Annotated in this window: 14 protein-coding genes, 1 tRNA gene and 1 pseudogene; 5 read left to right on the top strand and 11 right to left on the bottom strand. The window is 52.1% G+C overall.

Features of this window, described 5'->3' with window-relative positions:
- Window positions 1–106: 106 nt before the first annotated feature.
- Window positions 107–299, bottom strand: a pseudogene (locus AC4IE8_RS11530) (integrase core domain-containing protein); the annotation flags it as partial.
- A gap of 252 nt (window positions 300–551) precedes the next feature.
- Here AC4IE8_RS11530 and AC4IE8_RS11535 point away from each other — a divergent pair.
- The 3 genes from AC4IE8_RS11535 (at window position 552) to AC4IE8_RS11545 (ending at window position 2,284) form a co-directional block, all read left to right on the top strand.
- Entirely contained in the window at window positions 552–866 is a 315-nt protein-coding gene (locus AC4IE8_RS11535) for a transposase (RefSeq protein ID WP_490791116.1), read from the top strand.
- 325 nt (window positions 867–1,191) lie between these two features.
- Window positions 1,192–1,326: a DUF3185 family protein gene (locus AC4IE8_RS11540; protein ID WP_071891894.1), complete on the top strand. Its 135-nt coding sequence runs from the start codon at window positions 1,192–1,194 to the stop codon at window positions 1,324–1,326.
- Window positions 1,327–1,672: 346 nt separating this feature from the next.
- Entirely contained in the window at window positions 1,673–2,284 is a 612-nt protein-coding gene (locus tag AC4IE8_RS11545) for a c-type cytochrome (RefSeq protein WP_490791060.1), read from the top strand.
- A 199-nt stretch (window positions 2,285–2,483) separates the two neighbouring features.
- Here the strand turns inward: AC4IE8_RS11545 and AC4IE8_RS11550 are convergent, their stop codons facing one another.
- From AC4IE8_RS11550 to AC4IE8_RS11565, 4 genes are all read right to left on the bottom strand, one after another.
- Window positions 2,484–2,561 carry a hypothetical protein gene (locus AC4IE8_RS11550; protein ID WP_071891899.1) on the bottom strand — a complete coding sequence of 26 codons (78 nt, stop codon included), beginning with the start codon at window positions 2,559–2,561 and terminating at the stop codon, window positions 2,484–2,486.
- Between the two features lie 19 nt (window positions 2,562–2,580).
- Window positions 2,581–2,802, bottom strand: coding sequence for a hypothetical protein (locus AC4IE8_RS11555; protein WP_490791061.1), 222 nt, complete (start codon window positions 2,800–2,802; stop codon window positions 2,581–2,583).
- A gap of 430 nt (window positions 2,803–3,232) precedes the next feature.
- Window positions 3,233–3,430: a transposase gene (locus AC4IE8_RS11560; RefSeq protein ID WP_490791062.1), complete on the bottom strand. Its 198-nt coding sequence runs from the start codon at window positions 3,428–3,430 to the stop codon at window positions 3,233–3,235.
- A gap of 462 nt (window positions 3,431–3,892) precedes the next feature.
- Window positions 3,893–3,983: transfer RNA gene (locus AC4IE8_RS11565), tRNA-Ser, on the bottom strand.
- A 171-nt stretch (window positions 3,984–4,154) separates the two neighbouring features.
- On the opposite strand from AC4IE8_RS11565, the gene AC4IE8_RS11570 reads away from it, so the two are divergent.
- Window positions 4,155–4,826 (top strand): Bax inhibitor-1/YccA family protein, encoded by a 672-nt coding sequence (locus tag AC4IE8_RS11570; protein WP_490791063.1) that lies wholly within the window; start codon window positions 4,155–4,157, stop codon window positions 4,824–4,826.
- A 67-nt stretch (window positions 4,827–4,893) separates the two neighbouring features.
- Window positions 4,894–5,073, top strand: coding sequence for a hypothetical protein (locus AC4IE8_RS11575; protein ID WP_068993561.1), 180 nt, complete (start codon window positions 4,894–4,896; stop codon window positions 5,071–5,073).
- 14 nt (window positions 5,074–5,087) lie between these two features.
- Here the strand turns inward: AC4IE8_RS11575 and serS are convergent, their stop codons facing one another.
- The 6 genes from serS to AC4IE8_RS11605 form a co-directional block, all read right to left on the bottom strand.
- Window positions 5,088–6,359, bottom strand: a complete 1,272-nt coding sequence (serS, locus tag AC4IE8_RS11580) for a serine--tRNA ligase (protein ID WP_068993564.1) — start codon at window positions 6,357–6,359, stop codon at window positions 5,088–5,090.
- 3 nt (window positions 6,360–6,362) lie between these two features.
- Entirely contained in the window at window positions 6,363–6,674 is a 312-nt protein-coding gene (locus tag AC4IE8_RS11585) for a DUF190 domain-containing protein (protein ID WP_068993567.1), read from the bottom strand.
- Window positions 6,671–7,045, bottom strand: coding sequence for a fluoride efflux transporter CrcB (gene crcB / locus AC4IE8_RS11590; RefSeq protein WP_490791064.1), 375 nt, complete (start codon window positions 7,043–7,045; stop codon window positions 6,671–6,673). Before crcB ends, AC4IE8_RS11585 begins: the two co-directional genes overlap by 4 nt.
- Window positions 7,046–7,183: 138 nt before the next feature.
- Complete coding sequence (locus tag AC4IE8_RS11595; protein WP_490791065.1) at window positions 7,184–9,724, bottom strand: tetratricopeptide repeat protein; 2,541 nt, start codon at window positions 9,722–9,724, stop codon at window positions 7,184–7,186.
- Between the two features lie 153 nt (window positions 9,725–9,877).
- Window positions 9,878–14,923, bottom strand: a complete 5,046-nt coding sequence (locus AC4IE8_RS11600; protein WP_490791066.1) for a cytochrome c3 family protein — start codon at window positions 14,921–14,923, stop codon at window positions 9,878–9,880.
- Window positions 14,841–16,322, bottom strand: coding sequence for a cytochrome C (locus AC4IE8_RS11605; RefSeq protein WP_490791067.1), 1,482 nt, complete (start codon window positions 16,320–16,322; stop codon window positions 14,841–14,843). The genes AC4IE8_RS11600 and AC4IE8_RS11605 overlap by 83 nt, the downstream gene beginning before the upstream one ends.
- Window positions 16,323–16,431 lie beyond the last annotated feature (109 nt).

The following is a 16,431-nucleotide window of genomic DNA, read 5'->3' on the forward strand; positions in this document are numbered from 1 at the left end:
GATTCATCAAGGTTCACAATACGCACAGCGCCAAACCTTTTAAGTGGAGCAAACCTGCAGCCAACATTATTGCTGCTGTGGGCCGAGCCAAGAATGCGTTACACAATTAACCGCATGGCCCACTAGGCGCCAACCCATCGTTGTGTGTATGTGGCCTGAAATGGCTATCGTATCCAATAAACTACTTCGTGATATGGCACTTCGCTTCCTTAAATGTGCGATAAACGATCTCAGGCATCCATTCGGTTTTCAAGCTTCTTAAAAAATCGTTCAACTGGGTTATTGTCCCAGCAGTTTCCGCATTGCCGGCATCACCAACACCCGGTGCCGGCGGCCAGGTGCAAACACCCCAGGAAAGCGGGTAAGGCTGACTCTTGGCCGGGGTGTCATCGCAGACAGCCGGGTGACGCACAAGGATGTGCCATCTATTCCAGCAACTCAAAAATCACAGGCGTGGTGCCGTCATGCGATGTCGTCTTGAGCTCGCAGTGCAGCATAAGCTGATACAAGTCATGATGAAATGACAGTGTGAGAAGAATCTGGGCGGTCCCATTGATAAGGATGAGTCTTATATTGGCGGCGAGAAGCCCGGTAAACGTGGACGGGATTCGCGTAACAAAATCCCTTTCGAAGCCGCCATTGAGATGAGGCAGGACGGCAGGCCACTTAAGATTCATCTATGCCGGATACGTGGTTTTCGTAGTACGGAGATTACCCGATATGCCAAAGCCAGATTGGTTTCGGGTAGTACCGTCTATTCGGATGAATTGTACTGTTTCAAGGCAGTCACCGATACCGAGTATGAGCATATTGCTCTTTTTATGGATGGTGGAAGAAAGAGCGTCCGGCTGTTCATCTTCAAATGAGTGAATACTATGCTGGGATCTTTTCATGCTATTCGTGAAAAACATGCGCCTCGCTATTTAACAGAGATCGAGTATCGATTTAATCGTCATTTCAATTTTCCAGAAATGATCGAGCGGCTACGCTTTGTTGCTCTATGCACATCACCGATGCCATATCGTCTCTTGAGGATGGCTGAGTTTATGGGTAATCAGGAAATTTTTTTTGGTTGCTTGGGTGTTATTCAGAGATCTTGCTCAAAAATCGCAATGGTACAGGGATCTCGTTAACGTAACTCTTAATGTGAAAGCAGAAAGTAAATCTTGAACTCAACAAACTGGATTGATTATGAATAACAAAGTTATCGGAATTGTGTTCATGATTGCTGGTGTTGTTTTGGCAGCATGGGGTTACAACATTTATGATCCTGCTGGTTTTCAGGTTAGCAGCGTCTTAAGTGATGACGCACCAATTGAGGCTTGAGCTGGTATGGTGGGTGGTGCCATTTGTATCGTATTTGGCGTCTTAAAAGTAAAGTAAAAATAACATACAGGGTCCAAGAGAAAATGTTTCTAAATATAAAGATTATTCCGCTCCGGCCTTGTTTATTAAGGAAGCTTAAGAAAACAGGTTCGGGTTAGACAGCGTTTGTTTCTGATATTAGAGTTTATGTTCGCTGATGATGTTTTTTTCAGGTTCAATCTCGTTTTTTTTAAATGAAATGCTACTATTATCGTACACTGCAGGATGCTCGCCTGCAGCATAGGAATGGTGCCGGAGGGATTCAATCGATATCAAAATAATCAAATCTATGAGAGAGAGGATCTATATGAATAACAAGCAACGCGTTGCCGTGTTTGGCATACTTTCATCCATTTGTCTGGTGTTCTCCGGTTCCGTATTCGCGGCCAGCCTATCCGACATGGCAAAGGAATGTGATGAGTGTCATGGCAGCAACGGCAACAGCACAGATGACAAGGTTCCTTCGATAGCCGGTTTTTCCGAATCCTCAATGGTAGATATGATGGAACAATACAAGGCGGGGGATCGACCTGCGGACAAGTACAAGCCCAGTGGTGGCGAGGAAACCGACATGCAGGTGATTGCCAAGGATATGAGTGACAAGGATATCAATGCGATCTCCGCCCACTACGCCAAGCAGACTTTCAAACCCATCAAACAGGATTTCGATGCAGTGGCCGCCAAACGGGGTGCAGAAGTGCACGACAAGCTATGTGAAAAATGCCACTCGGAAGGCGGCGCCAATGCCGATGACGACGCAGCAATCCTGGCAGGTCAGTGGCGCGGCTATCTGGAACGACAGTTCGCATTGATCACCTCGGGCGAACGCGAAACGACAAAAAAGATGAAGAAGAAAATGAAGAAGGTCAAAGACGAAGACATTCAACCGCTGATCGAGTTTTACATCAGCAAACAATGAATTGACATTCCACGGCGGCCGTCATCTCGTATTGGTTGGAGATGCCCGGCCGTCTAGTGTGTCATCATTGTTTTCCCGGCACGACGTGCGAGCCGAATGGGTGCATACACCCACCCAGCAGGAATTGACTGCAAGGGCGCAAAGTGATCACGCTGCAGACCATCACGGCGAGGGAAGAGGATGATCGGTTATCGCCAAGCTAATGTAGTTGAGCCAGACTGGGGAAGAGATATAGATCCAGAATTTTATTTCTCAAACTCTGGCTGAAGCGATCGATGAATGCATTTTGGTTTGGCTTACCCGGCTACTATGTAGTCGATAAAGATAGCATTGGCTTGGCACCATTCGACAAAGATACCGCCCAGGAACTCAGAGCCATAGCCCACCCGAAGTACATCTGGCAGGCCCCTCGTCTCTTTCAAACGCTCGAACACCCGGACTAGGCGAGCAGCACGAAGTGAGGTGTCGATTTTGATCACCAGCGACTCCCGGTTAAAATTGTCGATCACGTTGAACATACCGAATCGTGATCCTCGAGTCTGAGGAACAAACAGAGGAATTGGATCGCAATCTGGTAGGCGCTTCTTCGTCGACCTGGACTGATTTAATCCCAACTTCATAGTACACCCGGTAAATCTTCTTGTGGTTCCAGGGGTAGCCCCAGAGAGCAAGAATATCCCGATATTTCCAGAAGCCGAAACGGGGAAATTCCTCCGTCAGCTGATTCAAGGCATCAATACCCGGCTTGTCTGCTGCATCCAGTCAATTGGCTGTTGATAGAACGCGGTGCGAGACAAGCGTACACAGCGACAGCTCCGGGATATGGAAATGTCATGATTCTGAATCATGTACTCAGCCGCCTCACATCTTTCAGACGGTCTTAGAGCTTTTTTCCAATCAGGTCCTTCATTGCCCTGTTTTCCAGTGCTAGATTTGCAAACATGCGTTTCAAATGCGAGAGTTCGGCTTCCATCTCTTTCTCCGTTTCAGTTCCGAGGCGGACATGCCTCCGTACTTCGGTTTCCAGTTGTCGTAGGTCGCCTCGGAAGTGCCGTGTTTACGACAGAGATGAGCAACCTTCATGCCGGCATCCGCCTCGTTCAGGACTGAGACGATCTGTGTTTCAGTGAATCGGAACTTTTTCATCTGAGCCTCCTGGCTGTAGTTCGCCAGAAAAATCCAGTTTCAATCTGTTTTCAGGGGGGGAAGCTTACGAGGGTTCTAATCAAATCCTGCCTCTCCGCCAATAATAAAGAGTGCTCGTCACGCGAGGTTTGGGTGCCTGCTGATGGGCAGGGATTGATTCGCCTTCGGCTCACCCCTTCGGGGCGCCTACGCTGCGCTGCGGCGTCTGCGTCACTGCGTTCCTTTCGAACGAAGGGTTCGAATCAAATCCTGCCTCTCCGCCAGTAATAAAGGGTGCTCGCCACGCGAGGTTTGGGTGCCTGCTGATGGGCAGGGATTGATTCGCTGCGCTCACCCCTTCGGGGCGCCTCCGCTGCGCTGCGGCGTCTGCGTCACTGCGTTCCTTTCGAACGAAGGGTTCGAATCAAATCCTGCCTCTCCGCCAAATAAAAAGGGGTGCTCATTTGAGCACCCCTTTTTATTTGGCGGAGAGGCAGGGATTCGAACCCTGGGAGGGCTACTAACCCTCAATGGTTTTCAAGACCACCGCATTCGGCCGCTCTGCCACCTCTCCTGAAGGGGCGCTAGGATACATAACCATCCTTGAAATTGCTAGTGTTATCCCTACCTATATATGTATTGACCTTTTGTGCCGGCACGGTATGCTGTGCTGAACATTTCATGGCAGCCACTGTCTGATACAAAGAGTTTGATTTTTGGGAATAAATCAGGAGATTACACCAAAATGAATCGTCTAGATTTCACTGCAACACAATCGATTGAGTCCACTCTTTCGACTAATAAGCTAATAAAAAATACTTATATGTTGCTATCCGCCACTCTGGTCTGGAGTGCGTTGATGGCGCTTGTTTCCATGGCCATAGCGCCTTCACCAATGATCTCCCTGGGAACCTCCCTCGGCGCCTTGGTGGTGCTCTGGTTTGTGCTGCCCCGTTATGCCAACTCTGCCGCAGGCCTGTGGGTAGTATTCGGTGTCACCGGCTTGTTGGGTTTTGGCCTCGGCCCCACTCTGAACTACTATGTCGCCCTCTCTAATGGCGGTCAGATCGTAGCAACGGCATTTGGCGGTACCGGTATTATCTTTCTTGCGCTTTCCGGTTATGCCCTCTCGACCAAGCGGGATTTCAGCTTCATGGGCGGCTTTATCTTTGCCGGTATGATTGTTGTGATGCTCGCTTCACTTGCCGGTCTGTTCCTGAATATGCCTGGCCTGCATCTGGCCATCTCCGCAGCCGTGATCCTGCTGATGTCCGGTTATATCCTGTTTGAGACCAGCCAGATGGTTAACGGCGCTCAGACCAACTACATCATGGCCACGGTAAGTCTCTATCTGGCCATTCTCAACATCTTCACCAGCCTGCTGCATCTGCTTGGCGCACTGGGTGGGGAAGATTAATCAGCACAATTGATGTGGTGAGAGAACCCCGGCGATGCCGGGGTTTTTTTATAGAACAGGCAAAACGATGGATTGGGTAAAAATATTCTCCGCCATCCTCATCGTGGGATGGATCATATTCCTCTGGCCACGGGCCAAACACTGGATGAAGAACAGTCCCAAGGCGAAAGAGGGAGACTGGATGGCTGCCATTTTGCCACTGGCCGCTGTAGTGGGCTTTGTGGCCTTACTGATCATGATGGTCTAGCCACCCATATTCCTCTAGATTTTCTCAATTCCACCCATATAAGGTTTCAGGGCTTCCGGGATCTCTATCGATCCGTCAGCCTGCTGGTAGTTTTCCATTACAGCAACCAAGGTACGGCCTACCGCCAGTCCCGATCCGTTCAGGGTGTGGACCAGCTCCGGCTTTCCAGTCTCCGGATTTCGCCAGCGGGCCTGTAGCCTTCTCGCCTGAAAATCGACGAAGTTGGAACAGGAGGAGATCTCCCGGTATTGACTTTGTCCCGGAAGCCAGACCTCCAGGTCATAGGTCTTCGTGGATGAGAACCCGATATCGCCGGTGCACAGGGTGACAACCCGGTAAGGCAGTTCCAGCTTCTGCAAAATCGTTTCGGCGTGTCCGGTCAGCTCCTCCAATGCCTGAAAGGACTCACTCGCCCTGACCGCCTGCACCAGCTCGACCTTTTCAAACTGATGCTGGCGAATCATGCCTCGGGTGTCTTTTCCGTAGGAGCCTGCTTCAGAGCGAAAACAAGGTGTGTGTGCCACCCATTTCCTCGGCATATCCTCCGCGTCGATGATCTGATCCCGAACCAGGTTGGTGACCGGCACCTCTGCGGTAGGGATCAGGTAGTAACCGGATTCACCGCAGAGTTTGAACAGGTCTTCCTCGAATTTTGGCAGCTGACCGGTTCCCCGCAGGCTGTCACTGTTGACCATATAGGGAACATAGGCCTCTGTGTAGCCATGCTCTGTGGTGTGGGTGTCGAGCATGAACTGAATCAGGGCGCGATGCAGTCGGGCCAGCGGGCCCGCCATCACCGCAAAGCGGGAACCGGTAATCCGTGCTGCCGCTTCGAAATCGAGCAACCCACTGGCATCACCCAGGTCCACATGGTCCTTGGGCTCGAAATCGAACTCACGGGGCTCGCCCCAACGCCGCTCTTCACGGTTGTCCGCTTCATCCCGGCCGTCAGGTACTGTTTCATGAGGAATATTGGGTATGCCCAGGGTGATCTCGGAGAGTTCGGCTTGAACGCCATTCAGATCCTCCTGCAGGAGTTTCAGCCGGTCTCCCAGCTCGGCGACCTCAGCCAGCAGTGGCTGAATATCCTCACCGGCCGCCTTCGCCTTGCCAATCGATTTTGATCGACTGTTGCGCTCATTCTGCAGCTCCTGGGACTCAACCTGAAGCCCCTTGCGACGCTCCTCCAGTTCAGCGATGAGTTGGGTATCCAACTCATAACCACGGCGACGCAGCTGTGCTGCCACCTCTTCCAGATTGTTTCTTATCAGTCGTGGATCCAACATCGATTATTTACCCATATTAACCTGGGCAGGCCAGCTCACTACGTAACCTGGCTCTACCCATTGATTCAAATCTTGTAAAACCTTTTCCACCCGATCCGGGCTATCAAAGAACTCGATCACCAGAGGAAGATCCATGGAGATGTCCAAAAGTGACGCCTCATGGGCTCTGCCCGAGCGGCCAAAGCCCGCAATGCCGCGAAATGCAGTGACTCCCCTTACCTGCTCTTCATTATGCAGGAAGTCGAGCAGCTTTCTCAGCTGGTGATCTCCCTCGGTGATATAGACCCGCACCATGGTGACTTCGGCCTGTTTCATAGTTGCCTCCCGAGTACCAGACCCAGCCAGCAAGCCAACAAACAGGCCACCACACTGAGTAGAACATTCAAGCCCGCTTTTAGGACCTCGGCCTGCTCCAGCAGGTTCAAAGTCTCCATAGAGAATGTGGAGAAAGTGGTAAAAGCCCCCAGAAAGCCGATCAACAATCCGGCCCGCCATTCAGTCGAGACCACCATGCGTTCAATAAACAACACATAGAGGAATCCCATCACCAGGGAACCCAATACATTGACCGCCAGGGTGCCATAGGGAAACCCTCGTCCCAAAACCCCATAGACGCCGCTGGATACCCAAAAGCGGAATAGAGCTCCGGCGGCACCGCCGCTGGCAATAACGAGTAGTTGATACAATCCGGAATCCTAGGGACTGGAAAAGATGGGATTATAACCGCTGTTGATGGACTTTTGGCTAGGGTAAATAAAAATATTTGGACCAAAAAAGGATCCGTTGTTACATCCCTAGAGCTTTCAGTGGCCGTTTGCTGAAGTTTAAAAATCCCATCGGTAGCCCGCATAGAAGAAGTAGTCGGTAAAATTGGTCACTTCCGTACCATCATCCTCTTCAAACCAGTTGAGTCCCCCCTCCAGTTCGAAGCTGAAGTCTTTCCGCAATCGGTAGTCCATCCGCAGAAACGGACTGACCGTAAACCGGGTTCCTTCATTCTCTTTGTTTTCCCGATAGGAGACGTCCAGACGCGGATTGACCCGCCAGGCGTTGGTGATGGGATAACGGCTGCTGACCCCAACCCGATAGGTATCCGAGGTATCCGAATCGGAATATCGGAGGGTGAACACTCCGATATCCCCCTGTTTCAGCAGATCGTTCTTGATCACCTGAAAGGAGTAAAAGAACTCCGTATCGGTGGCCTCCGTGGCCAGTACGCCACCTGAAGCGGGGGTTTCACCGGTTTTACTGGCCGTAAAGTCGCCACTCAATTGCAGGGTGTCCGAGAAAGGATGGGTGACACCAAAGGAGATACTCGAGGATTTGGCAGTACGATCCAGGGCCAGATCATAGATCTCATCGTCGCTATAGAAATCCTGCATCTCCTCAACTGACTCGATCGGCAGAAAGGTGTCCGGGTCTGATTGTCCACTCAGGGCATTCGAGGTCATCAGAATTGGACTGCTGCGATAATCCAGATTGAGATAGAGGCTGGTTTTGTTCTCCAGGCGCCAGTTGGTCTGCAGCATAAAAATACCCAGCTCTTTGTGGAAGATATCGTAATCGACCAGACTGAACAGGGACTTTTGCGGATCGTAATAGCGGACCTCACCACCCAGTGCTCTTCGGTCAACCAGACCATCGACCCGCTGCTCGACTAAAAACAGGCTCGCATCCCAGTTTTCAAATATGCTGGAGAAATCACCACTGATCCCGGCAAACTGTTTGTGTTCATGCAGAAAGGTATCCCGGGAGCGTTCGACCGGCAGACCCGCTGAGGCCCGGAGTTTGATATCCGGGGTGAGCTCGTAACCGAGTACCAATCCATCAAATCGGTTCAGGATACCGCTTGAACGGAGTCTCTGACGGCCAAACTTGGCGCTGGTCCGGGTGTCCAGGTGTTCAACATCGATATAGGCATCGCTGAGGGTGGTATCGTTTTCCCCATCATCCAGCAGATCGTAGATATAACTGCCGGTGATTTTCATGCGCATGTCGTAATCTTCACTGCGGCGACGGGCATTGAAATCGACGAAACTCTCAATCTCCGAGCGGGAGATACTGTCTTCGTCCTCGACAAAGGGACTGTCGATCTTATCCCGGCGGTAGTTCTGGGAGAAACTGCCGTAGACATCCCAAATCGCCTTCTCCCCTTCCTCTTCGCTGCCTGGTTCCCCCGGCTTGGGCCTTTTGCGTAAGGTCTCTTTGGGCCGTTGAGGTGCGGTCTCAAGGCCCAGCAGACGCTGTGTCACCCGCTCCGCATCCTCACCTTCCGGGTACTTTTCCAGATAGAGTCTGTACTCCCCTTTCGCATGGGCAATCTGACCGTTACGTTCACGGGAGAGACCCAGCAGCTCCAGGGCTTCCTGGGTGTAGATGTTGTCAGGCTCTTCCAGCAGGGCTTCCAACAAGCGTACCGCTTTGGCATAGTCACCCGCCGTGATGGTGCGCCGGATCATCTCCATCATCTTGGTGATACGGGGGTCCACATTGGCCAGTTCAGGCTCCTCCATGTATTGACCGTCCAATCCCGGCTCCAATCCCCTCTCAAAAAAGGCCTGTCGACGCTCAACAATATCCGCCGTGTCGATCCAGGCATTCGGATAGAAGCTCTTTACCGCCTCTAACTGCCGTTTGGCATCCTGCTTGGTGCGAAAAAATCCGAGCCGCAGACGGTAGATCGGATTACCTTCGATCTCCCCCTTGGTGCTGTAGAGCAGTTGATTTTCGCCGATTGGCACCGGTGGCATCTCCTCATAGTCGACCGGTTCGGATTGGACACCGAGATTGAGTACATAGATCACCAGGGGCAGTGACTTGACACTCAATGGCGCCTTCATTTCAGGCACTTCGGTCTGCAGCGTCTTCAATCTGGCCTGGCCGAAACCAGAGCTGCGTTTGGCCTGTTCCGGGAGAACAAACTCCATCACATAGAAATCCCTGCCCTGGCGGATTTTCACATCCCTGACCGGCGTGGCGAATGAGACCAGCAGGGTGGAGGTGCCTAGACGGCTACCCTGAAAAACCACTTTATCAAGTGGTATCGCAGCAGATGGGCTCCAGGTTAGTTGATCCTCCTGATCGAGCTCGCCATCCTGGTCCTGCTCGGTTGTCGCACCCAGCTCTTCATCCGTGGTCTGTCCTACCCTGACCTGCACTCCCAGTTCACTGTTTGACTCATTGATCAGGTGAGACACATAACGGACCGGCACATTGAAGTGGACAGCGATGACATTTGCCCCCGCTTCAGAATCGATTTCAATACGATCGAGAATTCTGGATGCAGCCTGTGACTGTGTGGTCAATAGCAACAACACGATTGACAACAGCCAGAAATAGACCCTCGATTGAACTTTGAGCTGCACGCTTGTTACCTGATTGAATTAAAAAATGTTATTAAATAAAGACTGCTGGTTGATGGGCTGCAAGGCCATCCTATCAGGTCATGAGAATAATGAACAAAGTGCTTAAAATGACCCGAATAATCCCTAATCACTAAGGGATTATTCAGATATCATTTACCACTCCCTGTCGCTCACTCTATGACAGCCGCTGCTTCCGCAATTACGATCAGCACTGAGTCCGCTATGGTCATCTTCACCATTTTCGTAGTCGTTTGCATGACATCCCGCACAGGAGCGAGCATAGCTTGGAAACGGCCAAGGCACTGACTCACTGTTACTTGTGTGACAATCTTGGCATGACAGGTTAGCCCGGTGATCACCCGGATAGTTTCCGGATGTATGACGATAGTTTATTACGGGCAACCAACCATTGGTGGTATGGCAGGCATCACACTGCTGGGTGGTAACGAAATGCCCTTGAGGCTTACCGGTGGCCGTCGTACCGTTATGGCAGCTGTTACAGTTACCCGTTACACCACTGTGATCAAAAGTAACGCTGAGCCAGTTACTGGTTGAGGTATGGCAATTATCACACTGAGCCGTGGTGGGCAGATGGCTAGCCGACTTACCCGTGGCGAATGTGCCGTTGTGGCAGTTGGAGCAGGTACCCGCCACATTGGTGTGACTGAAGGTCACATTCAACCAGTTGTCGGTTGAGTTATGACAGATATTACACTCTTGCGTAGTGGGTATATGGTTGCCGGGCTTGCCGGTCGCCAGGGAACCGTTGTGACAACTTGAACAACCGGTAATGATGCTGCCGTGGTTGAAATCGACATTGGTCCAATCGGTTGTGGATATGTGGCAAGTATCGCACTGACCTGAAGTCTGGATATGGCCGGCATGTTTGCCGGTTGCAGTCACACCGTTATGACAGGTTGAACAGGTACCCGCCACATTGCCATGGGTAAAGCGCACGTTCAGCCAGTTGGTTGTCGAGAGATGGCAATCATCACACTGTGCGGTGGTCGGCACATGCCCCGGATCCTTACCGGTAGCGGTGATGCCATCATGGCAGTTGGAGCAGTTACCCGCCGCATTGGTGTGATCGAACCTGACCGCCAACCAGTTCGTTTGGGAGGTATGGCAGGCATCGCACTCGGATGTGGTCGGTACATGGCTAGCCGGTTTACCAGTAGCGGTAACCCCATTGTGACAGCTTGAACAGGTACCGGTAACCACAGAGTGATCGAAGTTGACGGCTGTCCAGGTAGTCTGGGAGGTATGACAGACATCACAGGCTGCATTGGTGGCCACATGGCTTGCCGATTTTCCGGTTGCAATGGTGCCGTTATGGCAGCTCTGACAGCTACCGGTCACTGTGCTGTGGTCGAAACGTACCGAGCGCCAGTTGGCGGTTGAGATATGACAACTGTCGCACTGGCCGCTGGTGGCGATATGGGCCGCATGTTTACCCGTGGCAATGCTGCCATTGTGGCAACTGGAACAGGTTCCAGCCACGCCGGCATGATCGAATGTGCCGGTTGCCCAGGTCACCGTGGTATGGCAGTTCTCGCACGGCTCATTGGTCGGTATGTGATTGGCCGGCTTACCCGTGGCATCCACATTGTTATGGCAGCTTGCACAGCCGGAGACGATACCGGTGTGATCAAAGCGAATGTTCAACCAGGTGGTATTGGAGATGTGGCAGTTGTCACAGGCGGCATTGGTCTGGACATGATTGGCCGGCTTGCCGGTTGCTGTATTGCCATCGTGGCAGCTGGCACAGGCACCGGAGACCACCGCATGATCGAAAGTGATCTGCAACCAGTTGTTGGTTGACGTATGACAAGCCTCACAGGAGGCTGTGGTCGCCACATGGGCGGCATGCTTGCCGGTTGCCCTGACCCCGTCATGACAGGATTGGCAGCTACCGGTAACCCCATCATGATTGAAATTGGAGATATTCCAATTGCTGGTGGTATGGCAGGTATCGCAGGTGGCGTTGGTCAACACATGGGATGGCGACTTGCCGATGGCGATATCTCCGTTATGGCAGAGGTGACAGGCTGTTGTGACACCACTGTGGGTGAAACCGTTGAGGTTCCAGTTAGTGGGGGTATGACAATCCTCACATAGTTGGCTGGTGGCAATATGTCCGGCATGTTTACCGGTGGCGGTGGTCCCGTCATGGCAGGATTCGCAATCCCCAGTAATCCCCGCATGGTCAAAATTGGAGATCAGCCATCCATCAACCGTATGACAGGTATCGCACTGGGCATTGGTCTGCAGATGACCGGCGTGCTTACCGGTTGCCCGCACCCCGTTGTGACAGCTCGAACAGATCCCTGAGGTCGGCACCGCATTGTGATCGAAACTGACCCTCAACCAGCTGGTGGTCGAGTTGTGGCAGACATCACACTGCTCAGTGGTGGCAATGTGGTTGCTATGCATACCGGTGGCGGTGGTGCCGTTGTGACAGCTTGAGCAGACACCGGTGGTGGTCACGCCACTATGATCGAAGCTTGTATCCTGCCAGTTGATGGTAGAGAGGTGGCAAATATCACACTGAGCGGTCGTTTCGATATGTTGTGCATGTTTACCAGTTGCCTGCGTACCATCGTGGCAATTTGAGCAGTTACCGCTGGCAGCCACATTGTCATGATTGAAGGTGGTCAGCAGCCAGTCGATGGTTGACGTATGGCAGCTGTCACACTGGGCATCGGTGGGAATGTGTGAGGCGTGTTTGCCTGTTGCAACCACACCGTCATGACAACTTGAACAGGCCCCTGCCACACCGGCGTGATCAAAACGACCGGTACTCCAGGTAATGGTGTTGTGGCAGTTCTCACAGGGCTCTGTGGTGGGTATGTGGGTATCGGGTTTACCGGTGGCATCCACCCCGTTGTGGCAGGATTCACAACCACTGGTAATGCCGCTGTGATCGAAGCGCACCGCTGTCCAGGTCTCATTGGAGATATGGCAGTTGTCACAGGCCGCATCGGTCTCGATATGGTCGGCCGATTTACCAGTTGCAGTCACGCCATCATGACAGCTGGCGCAGCTACCGGTCACGATTGAATGGTCGAAAGTGACTTCCGCCCAACTGGTTGTCGAGGTATGACAACCTTCACAGACCGCCGTAGTGGCCACATGGGTATCGTGTTTGCCGGTGGCACGAACACCATCATGACAGGAGTGACAGCTCTCGGTGACCCCTTCATGACTGAAGTTGCTGATCGTCCAGGCGTTGGTAGTGTGGCAGTTGTCGCATGATGCCGAAGTTGGAATGTGGTTATCGTGTTTACCGGTGGCCACACTGCCGTTATGGCAGGATTCACAGGTACCGGAGACACCTTCATGGGTAAACCCTGTCAGAGTCCAGTCATTGGTTGAGTGGCAGGCCTCACAGGGTGAGCTGGTCAGGATATGATCCGAATGCTTACCGGTGGCGGTCACCCCGTTGTGGCAGGACTCACAATCCGCGGTGATACCCTCATGGGAGAAGTTGTTGACGTTCCAGGCAGTGGTTGTGTGGCAGGTGTCGCACTCGCCGTTGGTCTGCAGGTGATTGGCGTGTTTACCGGTGGCGCGTACACCGTTGTGACAGGTGGAGCAGACGCCTGCGGTTTCAATCGAGCTGTGATCAAAGCTGACATCACTCCAGTTACTGGTTGAGTTATGACAGACATCGCACTGCTCGGCAGTCTCAATATGCGTCGCATGCATGCCGGTTGCCTGGCTGCCGTTATGGCAGGTGGAGCAGCGCCCGGCGGCATCCACGCCGCTATGATCAAAACTGGTATTCAGCCAGTTGTCGGTAGAGAGATGACAGACATCGCACTGTTCGCTGGTCTGAATGTGCAGTGCATGCTTACCGGTCGCCCGGGTACCGTCGTGACAGGTGGAACAGACGCCAGCACTCTGGAATCCGTCATGGCTGAAATTGATGACATGCCAGTTGGCGGTGGTCGCATGGCAGACGTCGCAGGATTCATTGGTGACAATATGGGTATCGTGTTTGCCTGGCGCCTGTACTCCGTCGTGACAACTTGCACAGGTACCCGGTACAACCTCACTGTGATCAAATCCGACCACACTCCAGTCTTCTGTTGAGGTATGACAGGTATCGCACTCTGCCGTGGTCTGTACATGATCCGCATCCTTACCGGGCTGTGTAATACCGTCATGACAACTGGAGCAACGGCCAAACACCTCCTCTCCATGGACAAAGTTAACCACCAACCAGGAATTGGTCGAGGTATGGCAGATCTCGCACGGCTCCCTGGTTGGCACATGACCGACAGGCTTTCCGATTGCACTGACCCCGTTATGACAGCTCTCGCAATCTCCCCGGATCCCGGCGTGGGAGAAGTTATCCACTTGCCAGCTGTTGGTGGTGTGGCAGAGATCACAGGCCTCATTGGTCACAATATGATTGGCCGATTTACCTGTGGCGCTGGTGCCGTTATGACAGCTTTCACAGCTGCCGGCGGCGACGGTAGAGTGATCAAAAAAGACCAGTAACCAGCTGTTGGTGATATGGCAGGTATCGCAGGGCTCTTCAGTTGCGATGTGGGTATCGTGTTTGCCACGGGCGATGTTGCCGTTATGGCAACTCTCGCAGGTGCCTGTGACGACCGAGTGATCCACACGGCTGACCCGTCCCCAACTGAAAGTGGTGTGACAGAACTCGCAGGTATTCCCGGTACTGATATGATCACTGTCCTTGCCCTGGGCAGCGGAGCCGTTGTGACAGGAGAAACAGCCACTGTCGATGGTACCGTGATCGAAGCGGGCCACATGCCAGCCGACAGTGGTATGGCAATCGTCACAACGGTCGTCACTTTGAATATGATCAATCGGCTTACCGGCTGCATCGGTATCGTTGTGGCAGCCGTCACACATGACCGGGGTACCCTGGAACTGGCCCTTGTCATGACACTGATCGCATTCAACATTGCGATGCTCACCTGTGAGCGGAAAGCCTGTTTCAAAATGGTCGAATTCAGCACTCTCTGCCTGCACGAAATTCATCAATGACAGACTGACAACAAAGAGCAGTAGCCAACTGGCCTGTTGTAACAGTAATCTATATTTGGGCAGTCTCATCATCCTATTTTCCATACCGAATCGATCAACGAATTTCCGGGTTTTCGAACGTTTCTGTAGAGTGGCAACGATCACAATGCCGGCCAAATCCACCTCGATGTATGTCATCCCCCCGATGACAACCGTAACAATGGTTGGCTGACTGTTTATGTTCGGTCAGCTCAGCGCGGTGACAAGCGTGGCAGAAAACCTCGCCGTGCTTACCATCCAATGGAAATTCTGTCTGTTCATCGTGATTAAAAGTCCAGAGCATCCAGGCATTTGGGTTGTGGCAATCGCCACACAACTCACCCATTTTTCCTTCATGGGTGTCATCTTTTTCATGACAGGACAAGCATTCAATCTCTGTCTGTGGGTAGACAGCATTGAGATGACAGGATTCACAGGCAGTAACACTATGGATACCGATCAGTGGAAAGCGTGTGATGTCATGCTCAAAAAAGAGCTTCTCAGTCCAGCCCTTTTCATTGTGGCAGTAGCCGCAATCCTCACCCAAGTCACCTTTGTGCAAATCGATTGCCCTATGGCAGGTGATACACTCGGCCTCTTTCAAATCATCCATTGCGGCATTTCGATGACAGGCGTGACAACTCAGCTTTTTATGCTTGCCTTTCAGTTCGAATTTAGCGTCTTTGCCGTGATCGAACTGTGTTTCTGTCCAACTTGATGGACGATGACAGTCCTGGCACTTCTCGCCATTACGTCCTTTATGATCGTCATCTTTCTCATGACAGGCGAAACACTTACTTGAGATTTTCTTTTCGAACGGGCCGCGGATATGGCAGGTATCACAAGGCACATCCTTATGACGCCCTTCAAGCGGAAATTTGGTATCCGCACGGTGGTCGAATGAGAGCTCTTTCCAATCCTCGGTTGCGTGGCATTTCGCACAGACTTTGCCATATCGGCCATTGTGCGCATCATTGATCAAATGGCAGCCAATACACTCTTTGGGTGTATTTTTGTAGTGTTCATCGGCGTGGCAGAGCTTGCAGTCGAGATCCCGGTGTTTACCGGTCAATGGATAGTCGGTATCCAGATCATGATCGAAATCCTGTTTACGCCAACCCTTTTCGTTATGACATTTATCGCACTCTTCACCCAACTCCCCCCGGTGGGCATCGTCCGACTCATGGCAATCGAAACAGAGTGAGGGGGCATGACTGTACTTTTTCAGATCTTGCTTATGACAAAGCTGACAGGCCAGCTGCTCATGACGACCCCGTAACTGAAAATCGGTCTGTGAATGGTCGAAATCCTCAGTGTCCAGATTGACGATATCCCGATCTCTTCCTTTATGCTCGGTATGGCACTGCTTACAGTTGGCGGCGCGCTGTTTGTCCAGTCGTCCGTGAAAACCTGTGCCTTGCTCAATATCTTCGGCCACATCGCTGTGATCGTGACAGGCGAGACATCGCTCAACTTGATCCGCTTTTTTCAAGGTCTCATGACAGCTCTCACACTTCTCTTCGAACTCGGCATGGCCTTCGATGACCGGTCCCGGCATCAACAGTAGATCCAGCTTCCCTGCGTGGCTTTGAGATAGGGTAAATATCATCAGCAATAGTACGCAAATGACATGACAGCCAAATCGGTTCATGACGAATGTAGGTAGA

It is taken from the genome of Candidatus Thiodiazotropha sp. AKAK2 (genome assembly GCF_058244685.1).

Bases quoted from the DNA above. Each gene is read 5' to 3' on its own strand.
- AC4IE8_RS11540 (WP_071891894.1), top strand. From the start codon at position 1,192: ATGAATAACAAAGTTATCGGAATTGTGTTCATGATTGCTGGTGTTGTT.
- AC4IE8_RS11545 (WP_490791060.1), top strand. From the start codon at position 1,673: ATGAATAACAAGCAACGCGTTGCCGTGTTTGGCATACTTTCATCCATT.
- AC4IE8_RS11555 (WP_490791061.1), bottom strand. From the start codon at position 2,802: ATGTTCAACGTGATCGACAATTTTAACCGGGAGTCGCTGGTGATCAAA.
- AC4IE8_RS11560 (WP_490791062.1), bottom strand. From the start codon at position 3,430: ATGAAAAAGTTCCGATTCACTGAAACACAGATCGTCTCAGTCCTGAAC.
- AC4IE8_RS11570 (WP_490791063.1), top strand. From the start codon at position 4,155: ATGAATCGTCTAGATTTCACTGCAACACAATCGATTGAGTCCACTCTT.
- AC4IE8_RS11575 (WP_068993561.1), top strand. From the start codon at position 4,894: ATGGATTGGGTAAAAATATTCTCCGCCATCCTCATCGTGGGATGGATC.
- serS (WP_068993564.1), bottom strand. From the start codon at position 6,359: ATGTTGGATCCACGACTGATAAGAAACAATCTGGAAGAGGTGGCAGCA.
- AC4IE8_RS11585 (WP_068993567.1), bottom strand. From the start codon at position 6,674: ATGAAACAGGCCGAAGTCACCATGGTGCGGGTCTATATCACCGAGGGA.
- AC4IE8_RS11600 (WP_490791066.1), bottom strand. From the start codon at position 14,923: ATGACATACATCGAGGTGGATTTGGCCGGCATTGTGATCGTTGCCACT.
- AC4IE8_RS11605 (WP_490791067.1), bottom strand. From the start codon at position 16,322: ATGCCGGGACCGGTCATCGAAGGCCATGCCGAGTTCGAAGAGAAGTGT.